Source organism: Sphingopyxis sp. TUF1, assembly GCF_036687315.1.
Classification (GTDB): Bacteria; Pseudomonadota; Alphaproteobacteria; order Sphingomonadales; family Sphingomonadaceae; genus Sphingopyxis; species Sphingopyxis kveilinensis.
The window spans coordinates 1,767,855-1,786,135 of record NZ_CP144683.1 but is presented as its reverse complement, the minus strand read 5'-3'; the positions used below and the strand labels follow the sequence as shown (position 1 = coordinate 1,786,135).

General features: G+C 65.9%; 18 protein-coding genes. 8 read left to right on the top strand and 10 right to left on the bottom strand.

Annotated elements, in window-relative coordinates:
* Nucleotides 1-79: 79 nt before the first annotated feature.
* The gene (locus tag VSX77_RS08600) at nucleotides 80-1,687 is read left to right on the top strand and encodes a spinster family MFS transporter (protein ID WP_338424194.1); all 1,608 of its coding nucleotides are present in this window, start codon (nucleotides 80-82) and stop codon (nucleotides 1,685-1,687) included.
* Nucleotides 1,688-1,691: 4 nt separating this feature from the next.
* Here VSX77_RS08600 and VSX77_RS08595 read toward each other — a convergent pair whose 3' ends face one another.
* The 5 genes from VSX77_RS08595 to VSX77_RS08575 form a co-directional block, all read right to left on the bottom strand.
* Complete coding sequence (locus VSX77_RS08595) at nucleotides 1,692-2,270, bottom strand: superoxide dismutase family protein (RefSeq protein ID WP_338424193.1); 579 nt, start codon at nucleotides 2,268-2,270, stop codon at nucleotides 1,692-1,694.
* 498 nt (nucleotides 2,271-2,768) lie between these two features.
* The gene (locus tag VSX77_RS08590; RefSeq protein ID WP_338424192.1) at nucleotides 2,769-3,194 is read right to left on the bottom strand and encodes an ExbD/TolR family protein; all 426 of its coding nucleotides are present in this window, start codon (nucleotides 3,192-3,194) and stop codon (nucleotides 2,769-2,771) included.
* 32 nt (nucleotides 3,195-3,226) lie between these two features.
* Nucleotides 3,227-3,748: an ExbD/TolR family protein gene (locus VSX77_RS08585; RefSeq protein WP_338424191.1), complete on the bottom strand. Its 522-nt coding sequence runs from the start codon at nucleotides 3,746-3,748 to the stop codon at nucleotides 3,227-3,229.
* Nucleotides 3,749-3,848: 100 nt separating this feature from the next.
* Nucleotides 3,849-4,586 (bottom strand): MotA/TolQ/ExbB proton channel family protein, encoded by a 738-nt coding sequence (locus VSX77_RS08580; RefSeq protein ID WP_338427245.1) that lies wholly within the window; start codon nucleotides 4,584-4,586, stop codon nucleotides 3,849-3,851.
* Nucleotides 4,587-4,726: 140 nt separating this feature from the next.
* Entirely contained in the window at nucleotides 4,727-5,380 is a 654-nt protein-coding gene (locus VSX77_RS08575; RefSeq protein WP_338424190.1) for an energy transducer TonB, read from the bottom strand.
* A 350-nt stretch (nucleotides 5,381-5,730) separates the two neighbouring features.
* On the opposite strand from VSX77_RS08575, the gene VSX77_RS08570 reads away from it, so the two are divergent.
* Together VSX77_RS08570 and VSX77_RS08565 are read left to right on the top strand one after the other, a co-directional pair.
* Nucleotides 5,731-6,540: a hypothetical protein gene (locus tag VSX77_RS08570; RefSeq protein ID WP_338424189.1), complete on the top strand. Its 810-nt coding sequence runs from the start codon at nucleotides 5,731-5,733 to the stop codon at nucleotides 6,538-6,540.
* 112 nt (nucleotides 6,541-6,652) lie between these two features.
* Nucleotides 6,653-7,972 carry a homoserine dehydrogenase gene (locus VSX77_RS08565; RefSeq protein ID WP_338424188.1) on the top strand — a complete coding sequence of 440 codons (1,320 nt, stop codon included), beginning with the start codon at nucleotides 6,653-6,655 and terminating at the stop codon, nucleotides 7,970-7,972.
* Here the strand turns inward: VSX77_RS08565 and VSX77_RS08560 are convergent.
* A complete protein-coding gene (locus tag VSX77_RS08560; protein ID WP_338424187.1) occupies nucleotides 7,969-8,364 on the bottom strand; it encodes a hypothetical protein in 396 nt (131 codons plus the stop codon). The two genes, VSX77_RS08565 and VSX77_RS08560, sit on opposite strands and share 4 nt — an antisense overlap.
* A 123-nt stretch (nucleotides 8,365-8,487) precedes the next feature.
* On the opposite strand from VSX77_RS08560, the gene glpX reads away from it, so the two are divergent.
* The 3 genes from glpX to VSX77_RS08545 all read left to right on the top strand — a co-directional run bounded on the left by glpX (nucleotide 8,488) and on the right by VSX77_RS08545 (nucleotide 13,616).
* A complete protein-coding gene (gene glpX / locus VSX77_RS08555; RefSeq protein WP_338427244.1) occupies nucleotides 8,488-9,459 on the top strand; it encodes a class II fructose-bisphosphatase in 972 nt (323 codons plus the stop codon).
* A gap of 84 nt (nucleotides 9,460-9,543) precedes the next feature.
* Entirely contained in the window at nucleotides 9,544-11,844 is a 2,301-nt protein-coding gene (parC, locus tag VSX77_RS08550; protein ID WP_338424186.1) for a DNA topoisomerase IV subunit A, read from the top strand.
* An 89-nt stretch (nucleotides 11,845-11,933) separates the two neighbouring features.
* Nucleotides 11,934-13,616, top strand: a complete 1,683-nt coding sequence (locus tag VSX77_RS08545) for a putative bifunctional diguanylate cyclase/phosphodiesterase (RefSeq protein WP_338424185.1) — start codon at nucleotides 11,934-11,936, stop codon at nucleotides 13,614-13,616.
* On the opposite strand, the gene VSX77_RS08540 is transcribed toward VSX77_RS08545, so the two are convergent.
* The 4 genes from VSX77_RS08540 to VSX77_RS08525 form a co-directional block, all read right to left on the bottom strand.
* The gene (locus VSX77_RS08540; protein ID WP_338424184.1) at nucleotides 13,589-14,785 is read right to left on the bottom strand and encodes a CCA tRNA nucleotidyltransferase; all 1,197 of its coding nucleotides are present in this window, start codon (nucleotides 14,783-14,785) and stop codon (nucleotides 13,589-13,591) included. The two genes, VSX77_RS08545 and VSX77_RS08540, sit on opposite strands and share 28 nt — an antisense overlap.
* Entirely contained in the window at nucleotides 14,782-15,366 is a 585-nt protein-coding gene (locus VSX77_RS08535; protein ID WP_338424183.1) for a CoA pyrophosphatase, read from the bottom strand. Before VSX77_RS08535 ends, VSX77_RS08540 begins: the two co-directional genes overlap by 4 nt.
* Complete coding sequence (locus VSX77_RS08530) at nucleotides 15,366-15,950, bottom strand: DUF1285 domain-containing protein (RefSeq protein WP_338424182.1); 585 nt, start codon at nucleotides 15,948-15,950, stop codon at nucleotides 15,366-15,368. The genes VSX77_RS08535 and VSX77_RS08530 overlap by 1 nt, the downstream gene beginning before the upstream one ends.
* A gap of 539 nt (nucleotides 15,951-16,489) precedes the next feature.
* Entirely contained in the window at nucleotides 16,490-16,993 is a 504-nt protein-coding gene (locus VSX77_RS08525; protein ID WP_338424181.1) for a GNAT family N-acetyltransferase, read from the bottom strand.
* Nucleotides 16,994-17,083: 90 nt separating this feature from the next.
* On the opposite strand from VSX77_RS08525, the gene VSX77_RS08520 reads away from it, so the two are divergent.
* Entirely contained in the window at nucleotides 17,084-17,455 is a 372-nt protein-coding gene (locus VSX77_RS08520) for a dihydroneopterin aldolase (RefSeq protein WP_338424180.1), read from the top strand.
* On the top strand, nucleotides 17,452-18,213 hold the full coding sequence (locus VSX77_RS08515; RefSeq protein WP_338424179.1) for an SDR family oxidoreductase: 762 nt from the start codon (nucleotides 17,452-17,454) through the stop codon (nucleotides 18,211-18,213). Before VSX77_RS08520 ends, VSX77_RS08515 begins: the two co-directional genes overlap by 4 nt.
* The last annotated feature ends 68 nt before the right edge of the window (nucleotides 18,214-18,281 follow it).

The following is an 18,281-nucleotide window of genomic DNA, read 5'->3' as shown; positions in this document are numbered from 1 at the left end:
CGACTTTCAACTTGCGCCGCGGCGCGGCTCTGCTAGCCATGGCATATAACAGATAGAGGGTCAGGGAGAGGGTTGCCAGATGGCCGATACCACCAGCGAAAACAACACGTCCGGCGCGCCGCCTGCCGCCGATCCGAAGGCCAGCGGATATAGCTGGTATGTGTTGTCGGTGTTGGTTGTGGTCTATATCCTGAACTTTATCGACCGGCAGATCATCAGCATCCTGGCGGTCGACATCAAGGCCGACCTGGGGCTCACCGATTCGGACATGGGGTTTCTCGGCGGCGCGGCCTTTGCCGTCTTTTACGCGTTATTCGGCATCCCGCTCGGCCGCCTTGCCGACAATTGGAGCCGCGTAAAGCTGCTCTCGATCGGATTGACGCTGTGGTCGGCGATGACCGCACTGTCGGGCTTCGCTTATGACCGCATGTCGCTGACGCTGGCGCGCATGGGCGTCGGTGTTGGCGAGGCGACCGCGAGCCCGACCGCCTATTCGCTGATCTCCGACTATTTCCCGAAACGGCAAAAGGCGACGGCGCTCGCCATCTATTCGTCGGGACTTTATCTTGGCGGCGGCGTGTCGCTGTTCATCGGCGCGGTGATCGTCGAAAGCTGGAACCAGACCTATCCGGCGGGCGGGCCGCTGGGGCTTGTCGGATGGCAAGCGGCATTCCTTGCGGTCGGCATCCCTGGACTGCTCCTCGCGCTGTGGGTCGCCAGCCTGCGCGAACCGGTGCGCGGCGCGATGGACGGCGTGCCGACCGCAAGTTCGCCGACGCCGTTTCGCGCGTTCGGCAAGGATCTGTCGATGATCGTTCCGCCGCTGACGCTCTATGGTGCGTGGCAGCGCGGCCCCGCCGCGCTCGCGATAAACGTCGGAACCGCCGCCGCCCTCGCCGCCTTTGCCTGGTGGATGATCGAACTTACGGGCAATCTGCCGCAATGGTCGGCGGTCGCGCTCGGCTATTATGCCGTCTTTTCATGGGCGAGCACGCTGCGCGCCAATGATCCGGCCACTTTCCGCCTGATCTGGGGCACGCCGGCGTTCATCTGCACGACGATCGGCTATGGGCTTGTCGCGCTCGCCGCCTATGCGCTTGCTTTCTGGTCGGCGCCCTATGCCGAGGTCGTGCTGGGGCTTCCCAAGCAAGAACTTGCCAAGATCCTCGGCGGCAGCGGCGCGCTCAGCGGCTTTGTCGGCGTCATCGTCGGCGGCCGCGTCGCCGACGCGCTGCGCGCGCGCCATCCGTCAGGGCGCATCTTGATGATCCTCTTCGGTGTCGTCGCGCCGATCCTTCCCATCTGGATCGGCTATACCACCGAAAATGCCATCCTTTTTTATACGATGAACTTCCTTGCCGGGCTGTTCGGCGCGGCGGCGTTGGGTGCGGCGGCGGCAACGACACAGGATCTGGTGCTGCCGCAGATGCGCGGCACCGCCACCGCGGCCTTTTTCCTGGGCACCACGCTGATCGGCCTGTCGTTCGGTCCCTATATGGTCGGGCAGATCTCCGACCTTACAGGAACGGTGGTGAACGGTCAGCCAGTCGGCAACCTGCGCACGGGCATATTGTCGCTGATCGGGGTCGCACCGGTTGCGGTCGCGCTCCTGATCTATGCTTATCGTGCGCTTCCCGAAGCCGAGGCGACGCTTGTTGAGCGTGCAGCGGCGGCGCGGCGCGCCTGACCGATCAGTCGTCGCCGGTCCCGCCGGCGACGATCACGCCGCAGGCGACGCGTCCGCCGCTGTTGCCGCTTGGGTCGGTTTTGTAATCGTCGGGACCGGCATGGATGACGAAAGCCGCGCCGTCGGCGTCGAGCAGGCCCCCGTCGCCATTCAAGCGCGAGCCAACCAAACGCAGCGTCGCACGGCCGATTTCGTCGGGTTCGACGACCAGATTAGGCAGGTCGCCATGGTGTGCGCCCATCGGATTTTCGCGGCCATGCTGAGCTCCCGACGGGTTCCAATGCGGTCCCGCGCTCGTGAATTCGGGCGGCGTGCATTGCCCGATCGCGTGGACGTGCATGCCATAGGTGCCCGGGCCGAAACCGCGCGCAATCAGCTCGACACGCAGGCCGCTGGCGTCGCGGTAGATGTCGGCGCGCCCACGGTTGGCGCCGCTCGCGTCGTAAAGCTGGGCAAAGGCGTCGGGCGGCGGCAGCGTCGCCGTCGGCGATTTGCTGGTCCCCGCACAGCCGGCGAGAAGCAGCGCGGCTGCAAGAACGCCGCCGGGGACGAGAAACCGTTTATGCTGCGAACCGATCGTCATATTGCTGCTCCCTGTTGTCGCGTCGGAGTCAGAACGCGGTGACGTCGCGTTTCGATCCCGTGCGCGACGATGCCGGTTTTCGGTTCCCGTTCCAAGACTATAGTCGCGCGTGGTTTGGTGCACCGGCGGGGCGGGCAGCGACTTTAGTTGCGCCAAGAGAAATGCGCGGGGAGGGCTGTCGCGACAGCGTAGGTAGAAAAGGCCGTTCTGCGGTGTCCGCTTTGGGGTGGAAAGCGGACGTTCGGCGCGACGGAAGCCCCTCCCCTTTAGGGGAGGGGTTGGGGTGGGGCCTACCGGCCTTGCGCGAGGCCGATAGGCCCCACCCCACTACGACTAGGCAGCAAGCTGCCAAGTCTTCGTTGCCCCTCCCCTGAAGGGGAGGGGCTGACTTTTCCTTATGTCTGCTTCCGGTCGTGAGCAGCCAGCGCCATGCACAACAAAGGGGCCGCGAATCGCTTCGCGGCCCCCTGTTTTGCCTTGCGGTTCTGATTTCAGAGATCAGAAAACGCGGGCATATTGTTCGTTGCCGACAAAGCCGAGCTTGCCGACGCCGCTGCGCTTGATCACCGCCATGACATTGTCGACGACGATATAGCGTGCGAATGGGTCAGGCTGGACCTGCAATTCGGGTTCGACCGGCAGCGCCTTGGTCTGTTCCAGATATTGCGCAAGCTGCGCCAGATCGACCGGCGTGCCGTTCCAGGTGATCGTTCCGGCGGGATCGATCATCACCTTGTTCTTTTCGGGATCGACATTGCTGGTGTCGTTGTTCGGAACCGGCAGGTCGATCTTCACAGCGTGGGTCTGGACCGGGATTGTGATGATGAACATGATGAGAAGCACGAGCATGACGTCGATCAGCGGCGTCGTGTTCATGTCCATCATCGGTTCGTTGTCGTCCCGTTCTCCAACTGCCATGGACATAGGGTTATTCCTTCATAATTGAGCGGATCGCCTTAGAGGCGACCCACCGTGCCCGAGCCGGGAGCCGGTTCCGAGATGAACCCGATCTTCTGGAAGCCAGCATATTGCATCGTGTAGATCACGCCGCCGATGCACTGATACGGCGTGTTGACGTCGCCGCGGATATGCACTTCGGGGAAGTTTTCTTCGGTGATGTTCTGCGGACCGCCAATGTCTTCGAGCAGCTTTTCCAGCTTCGCCTGCCCGCGTTCGAGCAGCTGCCGCGAATCGACCGGGGTCTGGCCCCAGTAAACTTCGCACGCCGAGCTTTCGGCGTTCGGCTGGCCATCGCCGTCGGTATCGGCCGAACGGATCGACAGCAGCACATTTTCCGGCTTCGTCGTCGTCGGTTCAAAAACCACGTCGGGCAGCTCGAGGTCCACCGTCTCCAACACCACGGGAACCGTGATGAGGAAGATGATGAGAAGCACGAGCATGATGTCCACGAGCGGGGTCGTGTTGATTTCGGACATCGGGGCGTCTTCGCCGCCCTTTTCGCCTACACTCATCGCCATAGGATTAGCATCCTGTCACAAAATTATCTGTCATGGACGGAAAGCTTCTCCGTCCAGCGGACCCCGCCCCCGCGAAGGGGACGGGGATCCAGGAGCCTAATCAGGCCTTTTTCGGAGCCGCGGCCGATGCGGCAGCAGCCTTTGCCACCGTCGCCGACGTCGGCTTCACCTGGCCATTCGACATGATCGAGCCGAGAACGTCGTTCGAGAAGATCGAGAGACGGCGGGCGATCATCTTGTTGCGGCTCTGGAGCCAGTTGAACGCGAGCACCGCGGGAACCGCAACGATCAGACCGATGGCGGTCATGATGAGCGCTTCACCGACCGGACCGGCGACGGTGTCGATCGACGCCTGACCCGACGCACCGATCTTCACGAGCGCACGCAGAATACCGATAACGGTACCGAACAGACCGATGAACGGCGCGGTCGAACCGACGGTCGCAAGGAAGGCGAGGCCACCGTTGAGCTTCGAGTTGATGTGGTTCTGCGAACGCTCGAGCGTGCCGTGCATCCAGTCATGCGCTTCGACGGGGTCGGTCAGCTTGTTATGCTCTTCGTTGGCGCGCAGGCCGTCTTCGACAACCTGACGATAAGCACTGTTCTTTTCGAGCTTCGCGGCGCCATCGGCGAGCGTCGGCGCGCGCCAGAAATTGGCATCGACGGTCTTGCCCTGGCTGATCACCTTATTCTGTTCGAACAGCTTGGTGAACAGGATGTAGAGCGTGCCGACGAACATGATCAGCAGGATCAGGAAGGTGAGCTGCGACACGATGCCGCCTTCGCACAGTGCAGGAACCAGACCATAAGGGTTCTGGCCTTCTTCCTTCACGCACATCGATGCGGGCATCAGGCTCAGGCCTGCCTCATGAGCGGCAGCCGGCGCCGCAGCGGCGGCGTTTGCGATCAGATTAAACATATAGGAAATTCCCTCTCAAAGAATTTGTTCAAATCGAAAACAGATAGGGTCGCGCCAGATCAGCGGGGGATCTGCCAGCGGATACGGTTGCTGTACGTGCCACCCGTCGGATTGCCCTCGCGATCCTTCCCCGGATTGAACCGGCCGCGGCGGGTGATGAGCTTGCACGTTTCGGCATCAAGGTCGGAATGACCGCTCGACGAGGTGATGTCGCACGAGGTGATGCGGCCATCGGCCCCATAGGTCACGCGGAAACCCGTCGTGCCTTCGCGCTCTTCGCGCATCGCACGTGCCGGATAGTCGTCGTTCGTCGCCCAACGACCCGGGTTGCCGCGCGGCGAACCGGCCTGGCTGAGGTCGGGGGCCGGCGGCGCGGGGGGCGCAGGCGGCGTGAAGACGGGCGGCGGCGGCGTCGGCGGCGCCTTCGGCACCGACTGGATCGTATTCGTCGTCACCGGCGGCGGAATCGGCGACGGCGGCGTGACAACCGGCGGCGGCGGCGGCAGGACATTGTCCGGCGGCGGCGGCGGCGGCGGTTCTTCCGGCGGCGGCGGCTCTTCGACGTCCACCACGTCCAATTTTTCGGCAATCTTCTTAACGATGCTGATATTCAGGCCGTTGACCAGGCCGTAGCCCAGAACAGCAGTGAACAGACCGACCAAGACGATTGCCACTACCCTATTTTTAGGGTCGACATTATCACCATAAGCCATTCAGGGACGACGCTCCTTGCTAGATCATCCTGACACCAATTCCCAACCCTCGGGACGGTTGCCAAATGCCCGGATGATTTCCGATGCGTTTCCACAGACCCGACGGCGCGGCATCCGGCTTATTATGTTCTCGCCGGACACTTCGCGCCCGTCCTATCGCGGTGGCGGCACATTCGCAAACCCTTTATCAGCGGTTAATGTGCCCTGTCCCATGATGGGGTTTTCGGCACCGATACCGGTGTCATCGATGATGAAAAAACCAGGAAAGAGGATCGATCATGCGCCTCCCCCACACGGCCGCTATCGTCGGCGCCTTGACTTTAGCCTTTGGAATTCCAAGCGTTTCGGCAATGCAGCGGACAGAGGCCGCTGCGACCGCAAGCCCTTACACCTATGCCGACATCGCCGATCTTGCCACGGCGGCGCCGATCGCCCTGCACGCGCGCATCCATAGCGCCGCGGCGCTCAAAGCCGAACGCGCGCCCGGAGTCGCAGCGGGCCACAGCCGATTCTATGTCGAGGCCGATGTCGTCAGCCTGATTCGCGGCCGCGGGCCGCTCGCCGCGCGAATCTCCTACCTCGTCGACCTGCCGAACGATGCGCGGGGCAAGCCCGCGAAGCTGAAAAAGAAGCAGCCGGTCCTGCTCTTCGCCCGCCCCGTCGCGGGCGCCGCGGCAGGAGCCAGCAGCACCGGCAGCGTCCAGCTGATCGCACCCGATGCGCAATTGCCGTGGGACGCGGCGACCGAGGCGCAGCTCCGCGCGATCCTGACCGAACTGGTCAAGCCCGGCGCGCCGCCCGCGATCACCGGCATCGCCAACGGCTTCCACGTTCCCGGCACGCTTCCCGGCGAGGGCGAGACGCAGCTGTTCCTGAACACCGCGACGGGCGAGCCGGTATCGCTGACCGTCCTGACCGCCGCGGACGGATCGCGGCGCTGGGCCGCGGCGTTCGGCGAGATCGTTGACGGATCTGCCGCGGTCCCGGCGCGCGACACCCTTGCGTGGTATCGTCTCGCATGTGGGCTGCCGCGCCGGTTGCCGCTGGACAAGCTTGCCGGCACCGCGCCCGCAGACCGGAGCAAGGCCGCCGCGGATTATGGCGTCATATTGGGGGCGCTCGGCGACTGCACGCGGACGCGCAAGCCCCCCGAAGGCTAAAGCAGCGCTTGGGCGTCCGAAAGCGCGGCAGGCTTGTCTCTCGCGCAAAAGCCGATAGGGCGGCGGCGATGGCGGGGACGGCCCCCGCCCGCCCGTACGGAGTCCTGAAGCCATGTCGCCCCATATCGCCCCGACCGCTCCCCGCCCGCCGCTGCGCGTCGCGCTCGCCGGCATCGGCGTCGTCGGCGGCGGCGTCGTCCGCCTGCTCGAGGCGAACCGCGAGCTGATCGCGCGGCGCGCGGGGCGGCCGATCGAGATCGTCGCGGTGTCGGCGCGCGACCGGCACAAGGACCGCGGCATCGACCTGTCGCGCTATCGCTGGGAAGACGATATGGACGCGCTCGTCGCGGCGGACGACGTCGATGTCGTCGTCGAGATGATCGGCGGCGCCGACGGATCGGCGCTGACGATGGCGCGGCGCGCGCTCGGCGCGGGCAAGGCGCTGGTAACCGCGAACAAGGCGATGATCGCGCATCATGGGCTGGATCTGGCGCGCATCGCCGAAGAAAAAGACACGCCGCTCAAATATGAAGCCGCGGTCGCGGGCGGCATCCCCGTCATCAAGGCGATCCGCGAGGGCGCGTCGGCGAACGAGATCGCGCGCGTCTATGGCATCCTCAACGGCACCTGCAATTATATCCTGACGCAGATGGAACGGAACGGCGCAAGCTTCGCCGACGCGCTCGCCGCCGCGCAGGCCGAGGGCTATGCCGAGGCCGATCCCACCTTCGACGTCGATGGCATCGACGCCGCGCATAAATTGTCGATTCTCGCCGCACTCTGCTTCGGAACACGGCTCGACATCGACGCGGTGACCGCTGACGGCATCCGGAACCTGATCGCCGCCGACATCCGCGAGGCCGAGGCGCTGGGGCACCGCGTCCGCCTGATCGGCATGGCGGAGCGCAACGAAAACGGGCTCTACCAGCATGTCCAGCCGTGCCTCGTGCCTGCCGACCATCCGCTGGCTTATGTCCCTGGCGCCCTCAATGCCGTGGTCGCCGAAGGAAATTTCGTCGGCCGCCTCTTCTTCGAGGGCGCGGGCGCGGGCGCGGGGCCCACGGCGTCGGCGATCGTTGCCGACATCATCGACATCGCACGCGACGAATATGGCCCGGCCTTTGCGATGCCGGTCGATGCGCTCGACGCCGCGCCCACCGCCGATGCCGGCGCGCGCGTCGGCAAACATTATGTCCGCCTGATCGTCGAGGACCGGATCGGCGTGCTCGCCGAGATCGCGACGGCGATGCGCGATGCGGGCGTATCGATCGAAAGCCTTATCCAGCGCGGGAGCGAGGGTGAAGGTGGGGTCGTCATCGTGCTCGTGACACACGAGGGCCCGGCGAGCGCGATCCACGCAGCTCTCGACGTGCTGGGCGCATCGGACCATGTCGTCGGCGCGCCAATGCGGATGCCGATCCTGGCGCTCTAGGGTTCCTCCTCCACAGGCGCCGGCGTTCCGGTTTCGGGATCGGTGCGTTTCTTCGCCATTTCATAGAGTGCGTTATATTCGGGGCCGGGCTTCATCCGGCCGCCGATCGACACCCAGTTATAAGGCAATTTGTCGAGGCTCATCGCCCGCGCTTCGGCCCGCGGCAGCTTGGGTGGCGCCTCGCGGCCCTCTTGCGCGATCGCGCGCAGTTCGGGGGTCAGGCGGTGGCGTTCGGTGTCCGTGCCGCAGACAGTGATCGTCCCGTCCTCGGCAGGCTTGCAGCGTCGGATCGGATCGACCAGTTCTTTTGTGTTTGCGGCCGCACTTTCGGCGTCGCGCGGCGGTGGCGGCGCGGGCGGCCCCTGCATCTGCGCACCCGCCGTGACGGGCATGACGCACGAGAGCACGAAAGCCGCGGCGAATCGGGCGAAGCATTCTCGACAAGCGGGGCGACGGGCCATATGGCGCGCACCATGCCGAACCGGCGCAGCAAGTAAAGACGGAGAGTGGCGGAGATGACGAAAAGCGGCAGCAACCTCGACCGGGTGCTCGTGCTCGAAATGGTGCGCGTCACCGAAGCCGCGGCGATCGCCGCCGCGAAGCTGATCGGCCGCGGCGACGAAAAGGCTGCCGACGCCGCCGCGGTCGAGGCGATGCGCAACGCCTTCAACACGCTGTATATGGACGGCACGATCGTCATCGGCGAGGGTGAGCGCGACGAGGCGCCGATGCTCTATATCGGCGAAAAGGTCGGCAATGCGCCCGGCAAAGGGCCCAAGATCGACATTGCTGTCGACCCGCTGGAAGGCACGACGATCACCGCCAAGGCCGGGCCAAACGCACTCGCAGTGCTCGCGATCGCCGAGGAAGGCTGCCTGCTCAATGCTCCCGACGTCTATATGGACAAGCTGGCGGTCGGCCCCGGCTACTCGCCCGACGTCATCGGGTTCGACAAGAGCGTCAGCGAGAATGTCGCGGCGGTCGCGCGGGAAAAGGGCGTCGCACCCGAAGAGATCATCGTGTGCGTGCTCGACCGCCCGCGCCACGAGGCGATCATCGCCGAGTTGCGCGCGATCGGCTGCGGCGTCGCGCTGATTCCCGATGGCGACGTCGCCGGGGTGATCGCGACGACCAACCCCGACACCAATATCGACATTTATATGGGGTCGGGCGGCGCCCCCGAGGGCGTGCTCGCCGCCGCGGCGCTGCGCTGCGTCGGCGGCCAGTTTAAGGGCCGCCTGCTCTTCCGCAACGACGACGAGCGGCTGCGCGCAAAAAAATGGGGGATCGAGGACCTCGACCGCGTCTATGACCTCGGCGATCTGGCCAAGGGCGACGTGATTTTCGCCGCCACCGGCGTCACCGACGGATCGCTGCTGCGGGGCGTCAAACATCGCCGCGACGGCGTGCTGACCACCGAAAGCGTTGTCATGCGCGCCTCGTCGGGCACGGTGCGCTGGGTCAGGGGTGAGCATCGCGCAGACTGACTGCGTTCCTTGCGTCGGCGATGCTGCGGCGCGCCGACGCAAGGCTTTGCCATGGCGCGCTAGCCTTGCTATCGGCGGCCGATAATGGCCAGCACAACCGACGATCTTCCTCCGTCCGACCCCGACAACAGCATCGATACCCCGTTCGACAGCGCGCTGTCCGAACGCTATCTTGTCTATGCGCTGTCGACGATTACTGCGCGGTCGCTGCCGGACCTGCGCGACGGCTTGAAACCGGTCCACCGGCGCCTTTTGTGGGCGATGCGTGCGATGCGGCTCGACCCGTCGCAGGGTTACAAGAAGTCGGCGCGCGTCGTCGGCGACGTCATCGGCAAATTCCACCCGCACGGCGACACCGCGGTGTACGACGCGATGGTCCGCCTCGCGCAGGATTTCTCGCTGCGTTATCCGCTGGTCGACGGTCAGGGCAATTTCGGCAATATCGACGGCGATAACGCCGCCGCCTATCGCTATACCGAGGCGCGGCTGACGCGCGTCGCGATCGACCTGATGCAGGGCCTCGACGAAGGCACCGTCGATTTCCGGCCGACCTATAATGGCGAGGATGAAGAGCCCGAGATCATGCCGGGCTTGTTCCCCAACCTGCTTGCAAACGGGGCGAGCGGGATCGCGGTCGGCATGGCGACGAACATCCCGCCGCATAACGCCGCCGAGGTGATCGGCGCCGCGCTGCTGCTGATCGAAAATCCGAATGCCGAGCTCGCCGAACTGCTTGAGCATGTGAAAGGCCCCGATTTCCCGACGGGCGGGATCGTCGTCGACAGCGCCGAGACGATCGCGCACGCCTATGAAACCGGGCGCGGCGGCTTTCGCGTCCGCGCGCGCTTTTCGACCGGCAAGCCGGATGGTGGCGACTGGGAAGACAGCGGGATCGAGAAGCTGTCCGGCGGCACCTGGCAGCTTGTCATCAGCGAAATTCCGTACGGGGTCGCCAAGGGCAAGCTGATCGAACAGATTGCCCAGCTGATCGCCGACAAGAAATTGCCGATCCTGGAGGATGTTCGCGACGAAAGCGCCGAGGATCTGCGCATCGTGCTCGAACCCAAGAGCCGCAACGTCGACCCCGAGGTGCTGAAGGAAAGCCTCTATCGTCTGACCGACCTCGAAAGCCGCTTCGCGCTCAACCTGAACGTGCTCGACGCGACGCGCACGCCGAAGGTGATGGGGCTGAAACAGCTGCTCACCGAATGGCTCCAGCACCAGATCGTCGTGCTCGTCCGCCGTGCGCAACACCGGATCGCGAAGATCGACGACCGGCTCGAGCTGGTCGCGGGCTATATCATCGCCTTCCTCAACCTTGATCGGATCATCGAGATCATCCGCACCGAGGACGAGCCCAAGCCGGTGATGATCGCCGAGTTCATCCTGACCGACCGGCAGGCCGAGGCCATATTGAACATGCGGCTGCGGTCATTGCGCAAGCTGGAAGAAATGGAGCTGAAGCGCGAACAGGCCGATTTGACAGCCGAGCGCGAGGAGCTGGCGAAGCTCGTCGAAAGCCCCGCGCGGCAGCGCACCCGGCTGCGCAAGGATCTGGAAAAGCTGCGCACCGTCTATGGCCTCGATACGCTGCTCGGCGCGCGCCGGACAACGATCGCCGAAGCCGCGCCGACGCGCGAGATTCCGCTCGATGCGATGATCGAGAAGGAGCCGGTGACGGTTATCCTGTCGAAACGCGGCTGGATTCGCGCGCAGCGCGGGCATGTCGCCGTCGACCAGTGGGGCGATTTCAAATTCAAGGAAGGCGACGAGCTGCTGTTCGCCGCGCACGCGCAGACGACCGACAAGCTGCTGATCGCCGCAAGCGACGGGCGCTTCTTCACCGTCGGCGCCGACAAGCTGCCCGGCGGTCGGGGGTTCGGCGAACCGCTGCGCCTGATGGTCGACATCGATCCCGACGCGCGGATCGTCGCGATGGTCCCCGCGAGCGCCGACGGCCGGTTGCTGCTCGCTTCGTCGAGCGGGCATGGCTTCGTCGTCCAGGCAGCCGACGTGATCGCCGAGACGCGCAAGGGCCGCAATGTCGTCAACCTGAAACCCAGGGCAGCGCTAACCGTCGTACGCCCGGTCGCGAGCGGCGACGACAGCGTCGCGGTCGTCGGCGAGAATCGCAAGCTGGTCGTCTTCCCGCTCGCCGAGGTGCCGGTGATGGCGCGCGGCCAGGGGGTGATGCTGCAACGCTATCGCGACGGGGGTCTGTCCGACGCGGTCAGCTTCGTCTTTGCCGAGGGGCTGAGCTGGGCGATGGGCGGCGACAGCGGCCGCACGCGCACCGAGACCGATCTGGCGCCTTGGCGCGTCGCGCGCGGCGCGGCGGGGCGGATGCCGCCCACTGGTTTCCCGCGCAACAATCGCTTCGGCTGACGACAAAAGATTGTTGCCGTAAATCCCTTATTTACTCCCCGCACTCTAGGCATGGGGCAATGGGGAAAGGTCGCACAAAACCCGCTGTTATGCCTATCGATAGAACCGGCGAAGACCGGCCCTTGTTGTTTGTCGGCTGGATCGACGCGCTTCCTGTCCCCGCGGCGCTTATCAGGCCGATGGCCCGCGGCAATTTTCGTCTCCATGCCAGCAACGCCGCGTTCGACCGGCTGAACCTGTCGCCCGTCGGCGCCAACGCGCCGATCGAGATGCTTCGCGCGATCGAACGCGCGTCGCAGCAGGATGGCGATACCCAGGAATTTTCGTGCCAGCTCGGCGACGGGCCGGCGGCGCGCGACCTGCGCGGATCGATCGGTCCGCTGCCTACCGAATCGGGCGACGACGGGCTGTTCCTGCTGACGCTGGTCGACCGGACGCAGGAGATGATGACCGAGCGCAACCTGCGCCGCGAACTGGTGTCCGACAGCCTGACCGGCCTGCCCAACCGCGCCGGGTTCGAGGAGCTGGTCGAACAGCGATCGCACGGTGAAGCGCCGGGCGCCGATCACACCATCCTGCTGCTCGACCTCGCGCGCTTTTCGCGCATCAACGAACATATCGGCCCGATGGCAGGGGACGAACTGATCATCACCGTCGCGCGGCGGCTGAAATCGAGCCTGCGCAGCGGCGACATATTGGCGCGCACCGGCGGCGACGAGTTCGCCATTTCGACGCGCATTGCCGGCGGCCGCGCCGATGTGCGCGAAATGGCGCGGCGCATCCGCGGATGCTTCGACCATCCGTTCCGCATCGGCGAGCTCAAGGTCAGCGTCGATTGCGCCGTCGGCTGTTCGATCATGCCCGCGACGGAGATCGAGGTCGCCAACCAGATCCGCCACGCGCAGATCGCGCTCAAGCGGGCCAAACAGACCGACCGCATCGAAATATACGAGCCCGAGGCGGCGATGCTGTCCGACAATCGGTTCGGGATGGAAACCGAGCTGCGCAACGCCATCGAGGAAGACCGGCTGCACCTGGCCTTTCAGCCGCTGATCGAGCTGGCGAGCGGGCGCGTTGCGGGTTTCGAAGCGCTCGCGCGGTGGGACAATGGCAGCGGCGTTGCGGTGGCGCCGACCGAATTCATCCCGATCGCCGAAGATTCGGGGTTGATCGTCCCGCTCGGTCAATGGGCGATCGGCAAGGCGGCCGCAGTGCTTGCCGACTGGGACCGACAGAATGGCGGGGAGGTCGTCAACGCCTATTTCTCGGTCAATGTTTCGGCGATCCAGCTGGTGCGCGACGATGTCGCCGGCGTCGTCCGCCAGGCGCTCCAGAAGCACGGCATCGGCGGCGAACGGCTGATGATCGAACTGACCGAAAGCGCGATCATCGGCGATCCCGATCTGGCGCTGTCGGTGCTGAGCGAGTTGAAGGCGCTCGACGCACGGGTGGCGATGGACGATTTCGGCACCGGCTATTCGAACCTCGCCTATCTCCAGCGGCTGCCGATCGACGTGCTCAAGATCGACCGCAGCTTCGTCGAACATATGGTCGACGACCGCGACAAGGTGGCGATTGTCCGGACGATCCAGAGCCTGGCCGAGGTGCTGGGGATGAAGACGACCGCCGAGGGGGTCGAGACGACCGACCAGGCACGGCTGTTGTCGGCATTGGGATGCGACTTTGGGCAGGGGTATCTGTTCGCACGGCCGATGGATGGCAAGGCGGCGCTCGAATATTGGCGTCAGTCGCTCACCCGGCCGATCTTCTGATCGACCAGCTCGGCGACGCGCGGCGCGCCGGGGAAATCTTCCGCCACCCACGCGGCCTCCACCGCCTTCAGGATGCGCGCCACCTCCGGCCCCGCGGCGATGCCGCGCGCGACGATGTCGCCGCCCTTCACCGGGAGCATGGGAACCTGCCAGTCGGCCAGCGCCTGAACCGCCGCCGGATCGCCAGCGAGCAGATGCACGTCGCGCGCCGCGTCGATGCCGATCGCGTGCGCCAGCTGGCGGATCGGCCGCGCGACGTCATGGCGGTGGCCGCCGAGCGCGGCGAGATGCTTGCGCTGGCGCGTCGAAAGGCGCAGGCGGCTCGCCACCTGTTCGGCAATCGCGGCATCGGCGGGGAGCAGCGCGGCGAGGCGGCGGAGCGGCGCGGGGGCGATGCCCGCCGCGGCTTCGCTGGCAAGCAGCCGGTCGAGCGCCGCGGCAAAGCCCGGATCGAGTTCGGGCAGCAGCACCGCGAAGATGCCGTCGGCGTGCATCTGCGCGACGATCGCGCGCGGGTCGGGGAGCGACAAAATCTTGGTCAGCTCGTCGGCGATGCGTTCGCGCGACAGGCTTTTGAGCGACTGTCGCGCTGCGACGACGGCGGCGTGGCTGGCGGGATCGAGCGCGCCGCGCCCGAAGCGCGCTGCAAAGCGGTAAAAGCGCAGGATGCGCAGATGATCCTCGGCAATGCGCGTCGCGGCGTCGCCGATGAAGGCGATGCGGCCCGCCGCCAGGTCAGAAAGGCCGCCGAACCAGTCGTCGACCTCTCCCGTTTCGGGGTCGGCATAGAGCGCGTTGATCGTGAAGTCGCGCCGCGCCGCGTCGTCGCGCCAGTCGTCGGCAAAAGCGACCGTTGCACGGCGGCCGTCGGTCGCGACGTCGCGGCGCAGCGTCGTGATCTCGTGATGGTCGCCGCTCGCGATCGCGGTGACCGTCCCGTGGGCGATGCCGGTCGGGATTACCTTGACCCCCGCCGCCTCGAGCCGCCGCGTCACCTCTTCGGGCACCAGCGGCGTCGCCAGGTCGATGTCGGTGACGGCAATGCCGAGCAGCGTGTCGCGCACCGCGCCGCCGACGATCTTGACCGCGCCGCCATCGGCCGACAGCGCGGCGACGATGCGATGCAGCCCCTGCCGCTCGCGCCATGGCGCGTCGGGCAGCCGCGTCACCGGTGCCACCCCGCGGGCAGGCGCCGCGCCAGATTGACGATGATTCCCGCGGTCACGCCCCAGATCCGCCGTCCCTGCCAGTCCATGTCATAATAATGACGGCCCTGCCCCTGCCAATGCGCATATTGGCGGGCATAATTGTCGGGGTCGAACAATATGTCGAGCGGCACCTCGAACCAGTCCTCGACCTCGTCGGGATTGGGATCGAGCGGCAGGTCGGGCGGGATCACGCCGAGCACGGGGGTGATGCGATAGCCGCTGCCCGAATGATAGGGTTCGGTCGCGCCCGCCACCATCACGTCGCGGCGGCCGAGGCCAATTTCCTCCTCCGCCTCGCGCAGCGCCGCGTCGATGGCATCGCGGTCGCCGGGATCGATCTTGCCGCCCGGAAAGGCGACCTGCCCGGCATGGCTGCGCAGCCATTGCGGCCGCTGAGTCAGGATAACGCCGGGGTCGGGGCGGTCGGTGAAGGCGACGAGCACCGCGGCGTCGCGCAGCGTCGGTGCGGCGAGATGCGCCTCGTCCTCCCCCGGTTCGGGCAACAGATTATCGAGCGCATCGCGCAATTTTTCGGACAGCATCAGCGATCCACCAAGGGAAAGCGGGCGCCGTTCGACCAGATCGCGGGCGGGTCTTCGCCCGCGGTCAGCGCCATGTCGACAATCTCGTAATAAAGCGCGCGGTCGATGCGCGCCTGCAGCCCGTTGCCGATCGCACCGCGCACATGCAGCCGCGGGTCGGGGTGGTCGGGGTCGCCGCCGAAGGACAGCGGATGCTCGGCGCCCGCGAGTACAAGATCGTCGGTGTCGAGGCGAAAGACGAGTTTGCGCGCCATCCCCTCGCCCTCGCTCTTCATCTCGACCGCGCGAAACGGCGTGTCCTCGACCGCGATGGCGAGCTTTTCGGCGGGCGTGACGAGCACATGGCTGCCATCAGCCTCGCGGCGCAGGATCGTCGAGAAGAGTTTGACCATTGCCGGCCGGTTGATCCGCCCGCCATCATGATACCAGCTGCCGTCAGCGCGGATTTCCATCGCGCTGTCGCCGGCGCGCTCGGGGTGCCAGCTTTCGACCGGCGGCAGTTTGCGCGCGGCGAGCAGTTCGGCGGCTTCGGCGAGCGAGAGCTGCGCGAAGTCCTTGGGCAGCGAAGGCGCGGGGGTGACCATGACACCGACATAGGAATGTACGGGCGCAAGTAAAGCCGCACTGTGCCGAAGAGCGCGCGAAGCTCCGCGACGAAAAGCGGCGGAAAACCGGGCAAGTTCATTCGCGATTGCCGTTTTTTGCCCTCCCTGACAAGGTTCGCGACGCCGTGTGGCCGCATCGCCGTTATCGACGCCGGATCGAGCCCGGCTTGAGGACTGGAAAAAAATAGGCGCGGCACGGAATAGCCCAGAAATCTGCGCAACTTCATTCGCAAAACGCATGTCGGGGAAGGAGAAGGAGGCCATGAACCAAGGCTATGCCGACGGACCGATGTAGGACAGCGATTTTATAGCCCTCAAGGGTCGCGCCCCGATTTTAAATGGCCGGAAGCGGTAGATAGCGGACGCAATCTCCCCTCCCGCAAGCGGGAGGGGCCGGGGGTGGGCAGCGACGTCGCGGAGGGCCCACCCCGCTGCGGCTAGCCAGCAAGCTGGCAAGCCTCGCTGCCCCTCCCGCTTGCGGGAGGGGACACTAGCGCCAACGCCGAACTGCACGCAACTTAGCGTGGGCCGATCGTCCCCGCGCCCGTCGGGAGGTTGTGCCCGTTCGCCGCGCGCGCGAGCAGGCGGCGCGGCTCATACGGCCCCGGCAAATCCCACGCGCCCGTCGCATCGGCGGTGAAGCCGAAAAAGCGACCATAATATTCGGGATCGCCGATCATCATCAGCGCGCCGTCGGCCGCTTTTTCGGCGGCGGCGAGCATCTGCGCCATCAGCGCGCGGCCGTGCCCGCCGCGCTGGAGGTCGGGGCGCACCGCGACGGGGCCGACCATGACGAGCGGCGTCGCGGTGCCGTCCGCCGCGCGGTGCGCGACGGGCCAGCACTGGATCGTGCCGACGAGGGCGCCGTCCTCGACCGCGGCAAAGCTGAGCGCTGGCACGGCATCCATGCCTTTGCGGATGCGATAGGCGGTGCGGCCAAAGCGGTCGGTCCCGAACGCTGCGTCGAGCAGATCCTCGACCGCCGCCGGTTCGATGTTCGACAATGGAAGTAACTCGACCAACGCGCACCCTTTCGCTAATGCGGCGGCGCTTTAGGGTCCGGGGTCGGCGAAGGAAAGCCGAATAACGGTCCTGCCGAACAGGAAATTCTTGTGACCGATACATTGTGGCTGGAGGTGGACGGTATCACCACCCAGGTGCTTACCGGCATCTATTCCGAAGAAACACACTTGCCGCAGCCGCTGCGCATTTCGGTGCGCGCCAAGCTTGCCATGGCCGATCATTATGATCCGACGACGCCGCTCAGCCGTTCCAAAAATTACATGCACCTGAAATTTGCGGCGACCGAGGGCATTCCCAGAGATGTGCATTTCGTGCTGATCGAAAGCGTCGCCGATCATATCATCGACACGCTGTTCCTGCAGGACGAGAAGGTGGAGGAAGTCGAGGTCAAGATCGTCAAGCTGGCGATCGCCGAAGAGGGCGAGGAGATCGGCATCACGATGCGGCGGGTCAGGAAATGACGCAAAAGCTCGCTCTCGTCACGGGCGGGCTCCACCGCGTCGGCGCCGCGATTTCGGCGCGGCTGGCGCGCGAGGGCTATGCGCTCGCGATCCACAAGCGCAGCCCGGGCGATGCCGATCCGGTGCTGGCCAAAGCGCTCGTCGAGACCGGCGCGGTCAGCCAGCGTTTTGCCGCCGACTTGTCCGATCCGGCGGCGGTTGATGCCTTGATCCCCGCGGTGATCGACAAGTTCGGCCGCGCGCCCGACCTGCTCGTCAATAATGCCGCGCTGTTCGCCGAGGGCGAATGGGCCGATCTGTCGGCCGATGCGCTGACCGGCATGATGCAGGTCAATCATCATGCGCCGGTGCTGCTCGCCAGGGCGCTGGTTGCCGCGAGCGAGGGCAAGCGCCCCGCGATCGTCAATATCGTCGACCAGCGCGTCGCGCATCCGGTGCCCGATCAGATCGCCTATAGCCTGTCGAAATCGGCGCTGTGGCAGGCGACGGCGACGCTGGCGGTGGCCTTCGGGAACCGCGCGCGCGTCAATGCCGTCGCGCCGGGGCTGACCCTGGCGACCGACGATTATTCGGCGGCGCAGATCGAGCGGCTGGCGAAGCGGATGCCGCTGGGCGCGCTGCCGACACCCGCCGAGGTCGCCGACGCGGTCGCCTGGCTCGCGCGCGCCGAGGTGGTGACGGGGCAGACGATCTTCGTCGACGGCGGCGCGCATCTGGCGCCGCTGGGCCGCGATTTCGTGGCGCTGGAGCGGGATTGAGCAAAATCCTCGCTGTGGCTAAGCCATGGGGAGGTGGCAGCGCGAAGCGCTGACAGAGGGGCTATGAC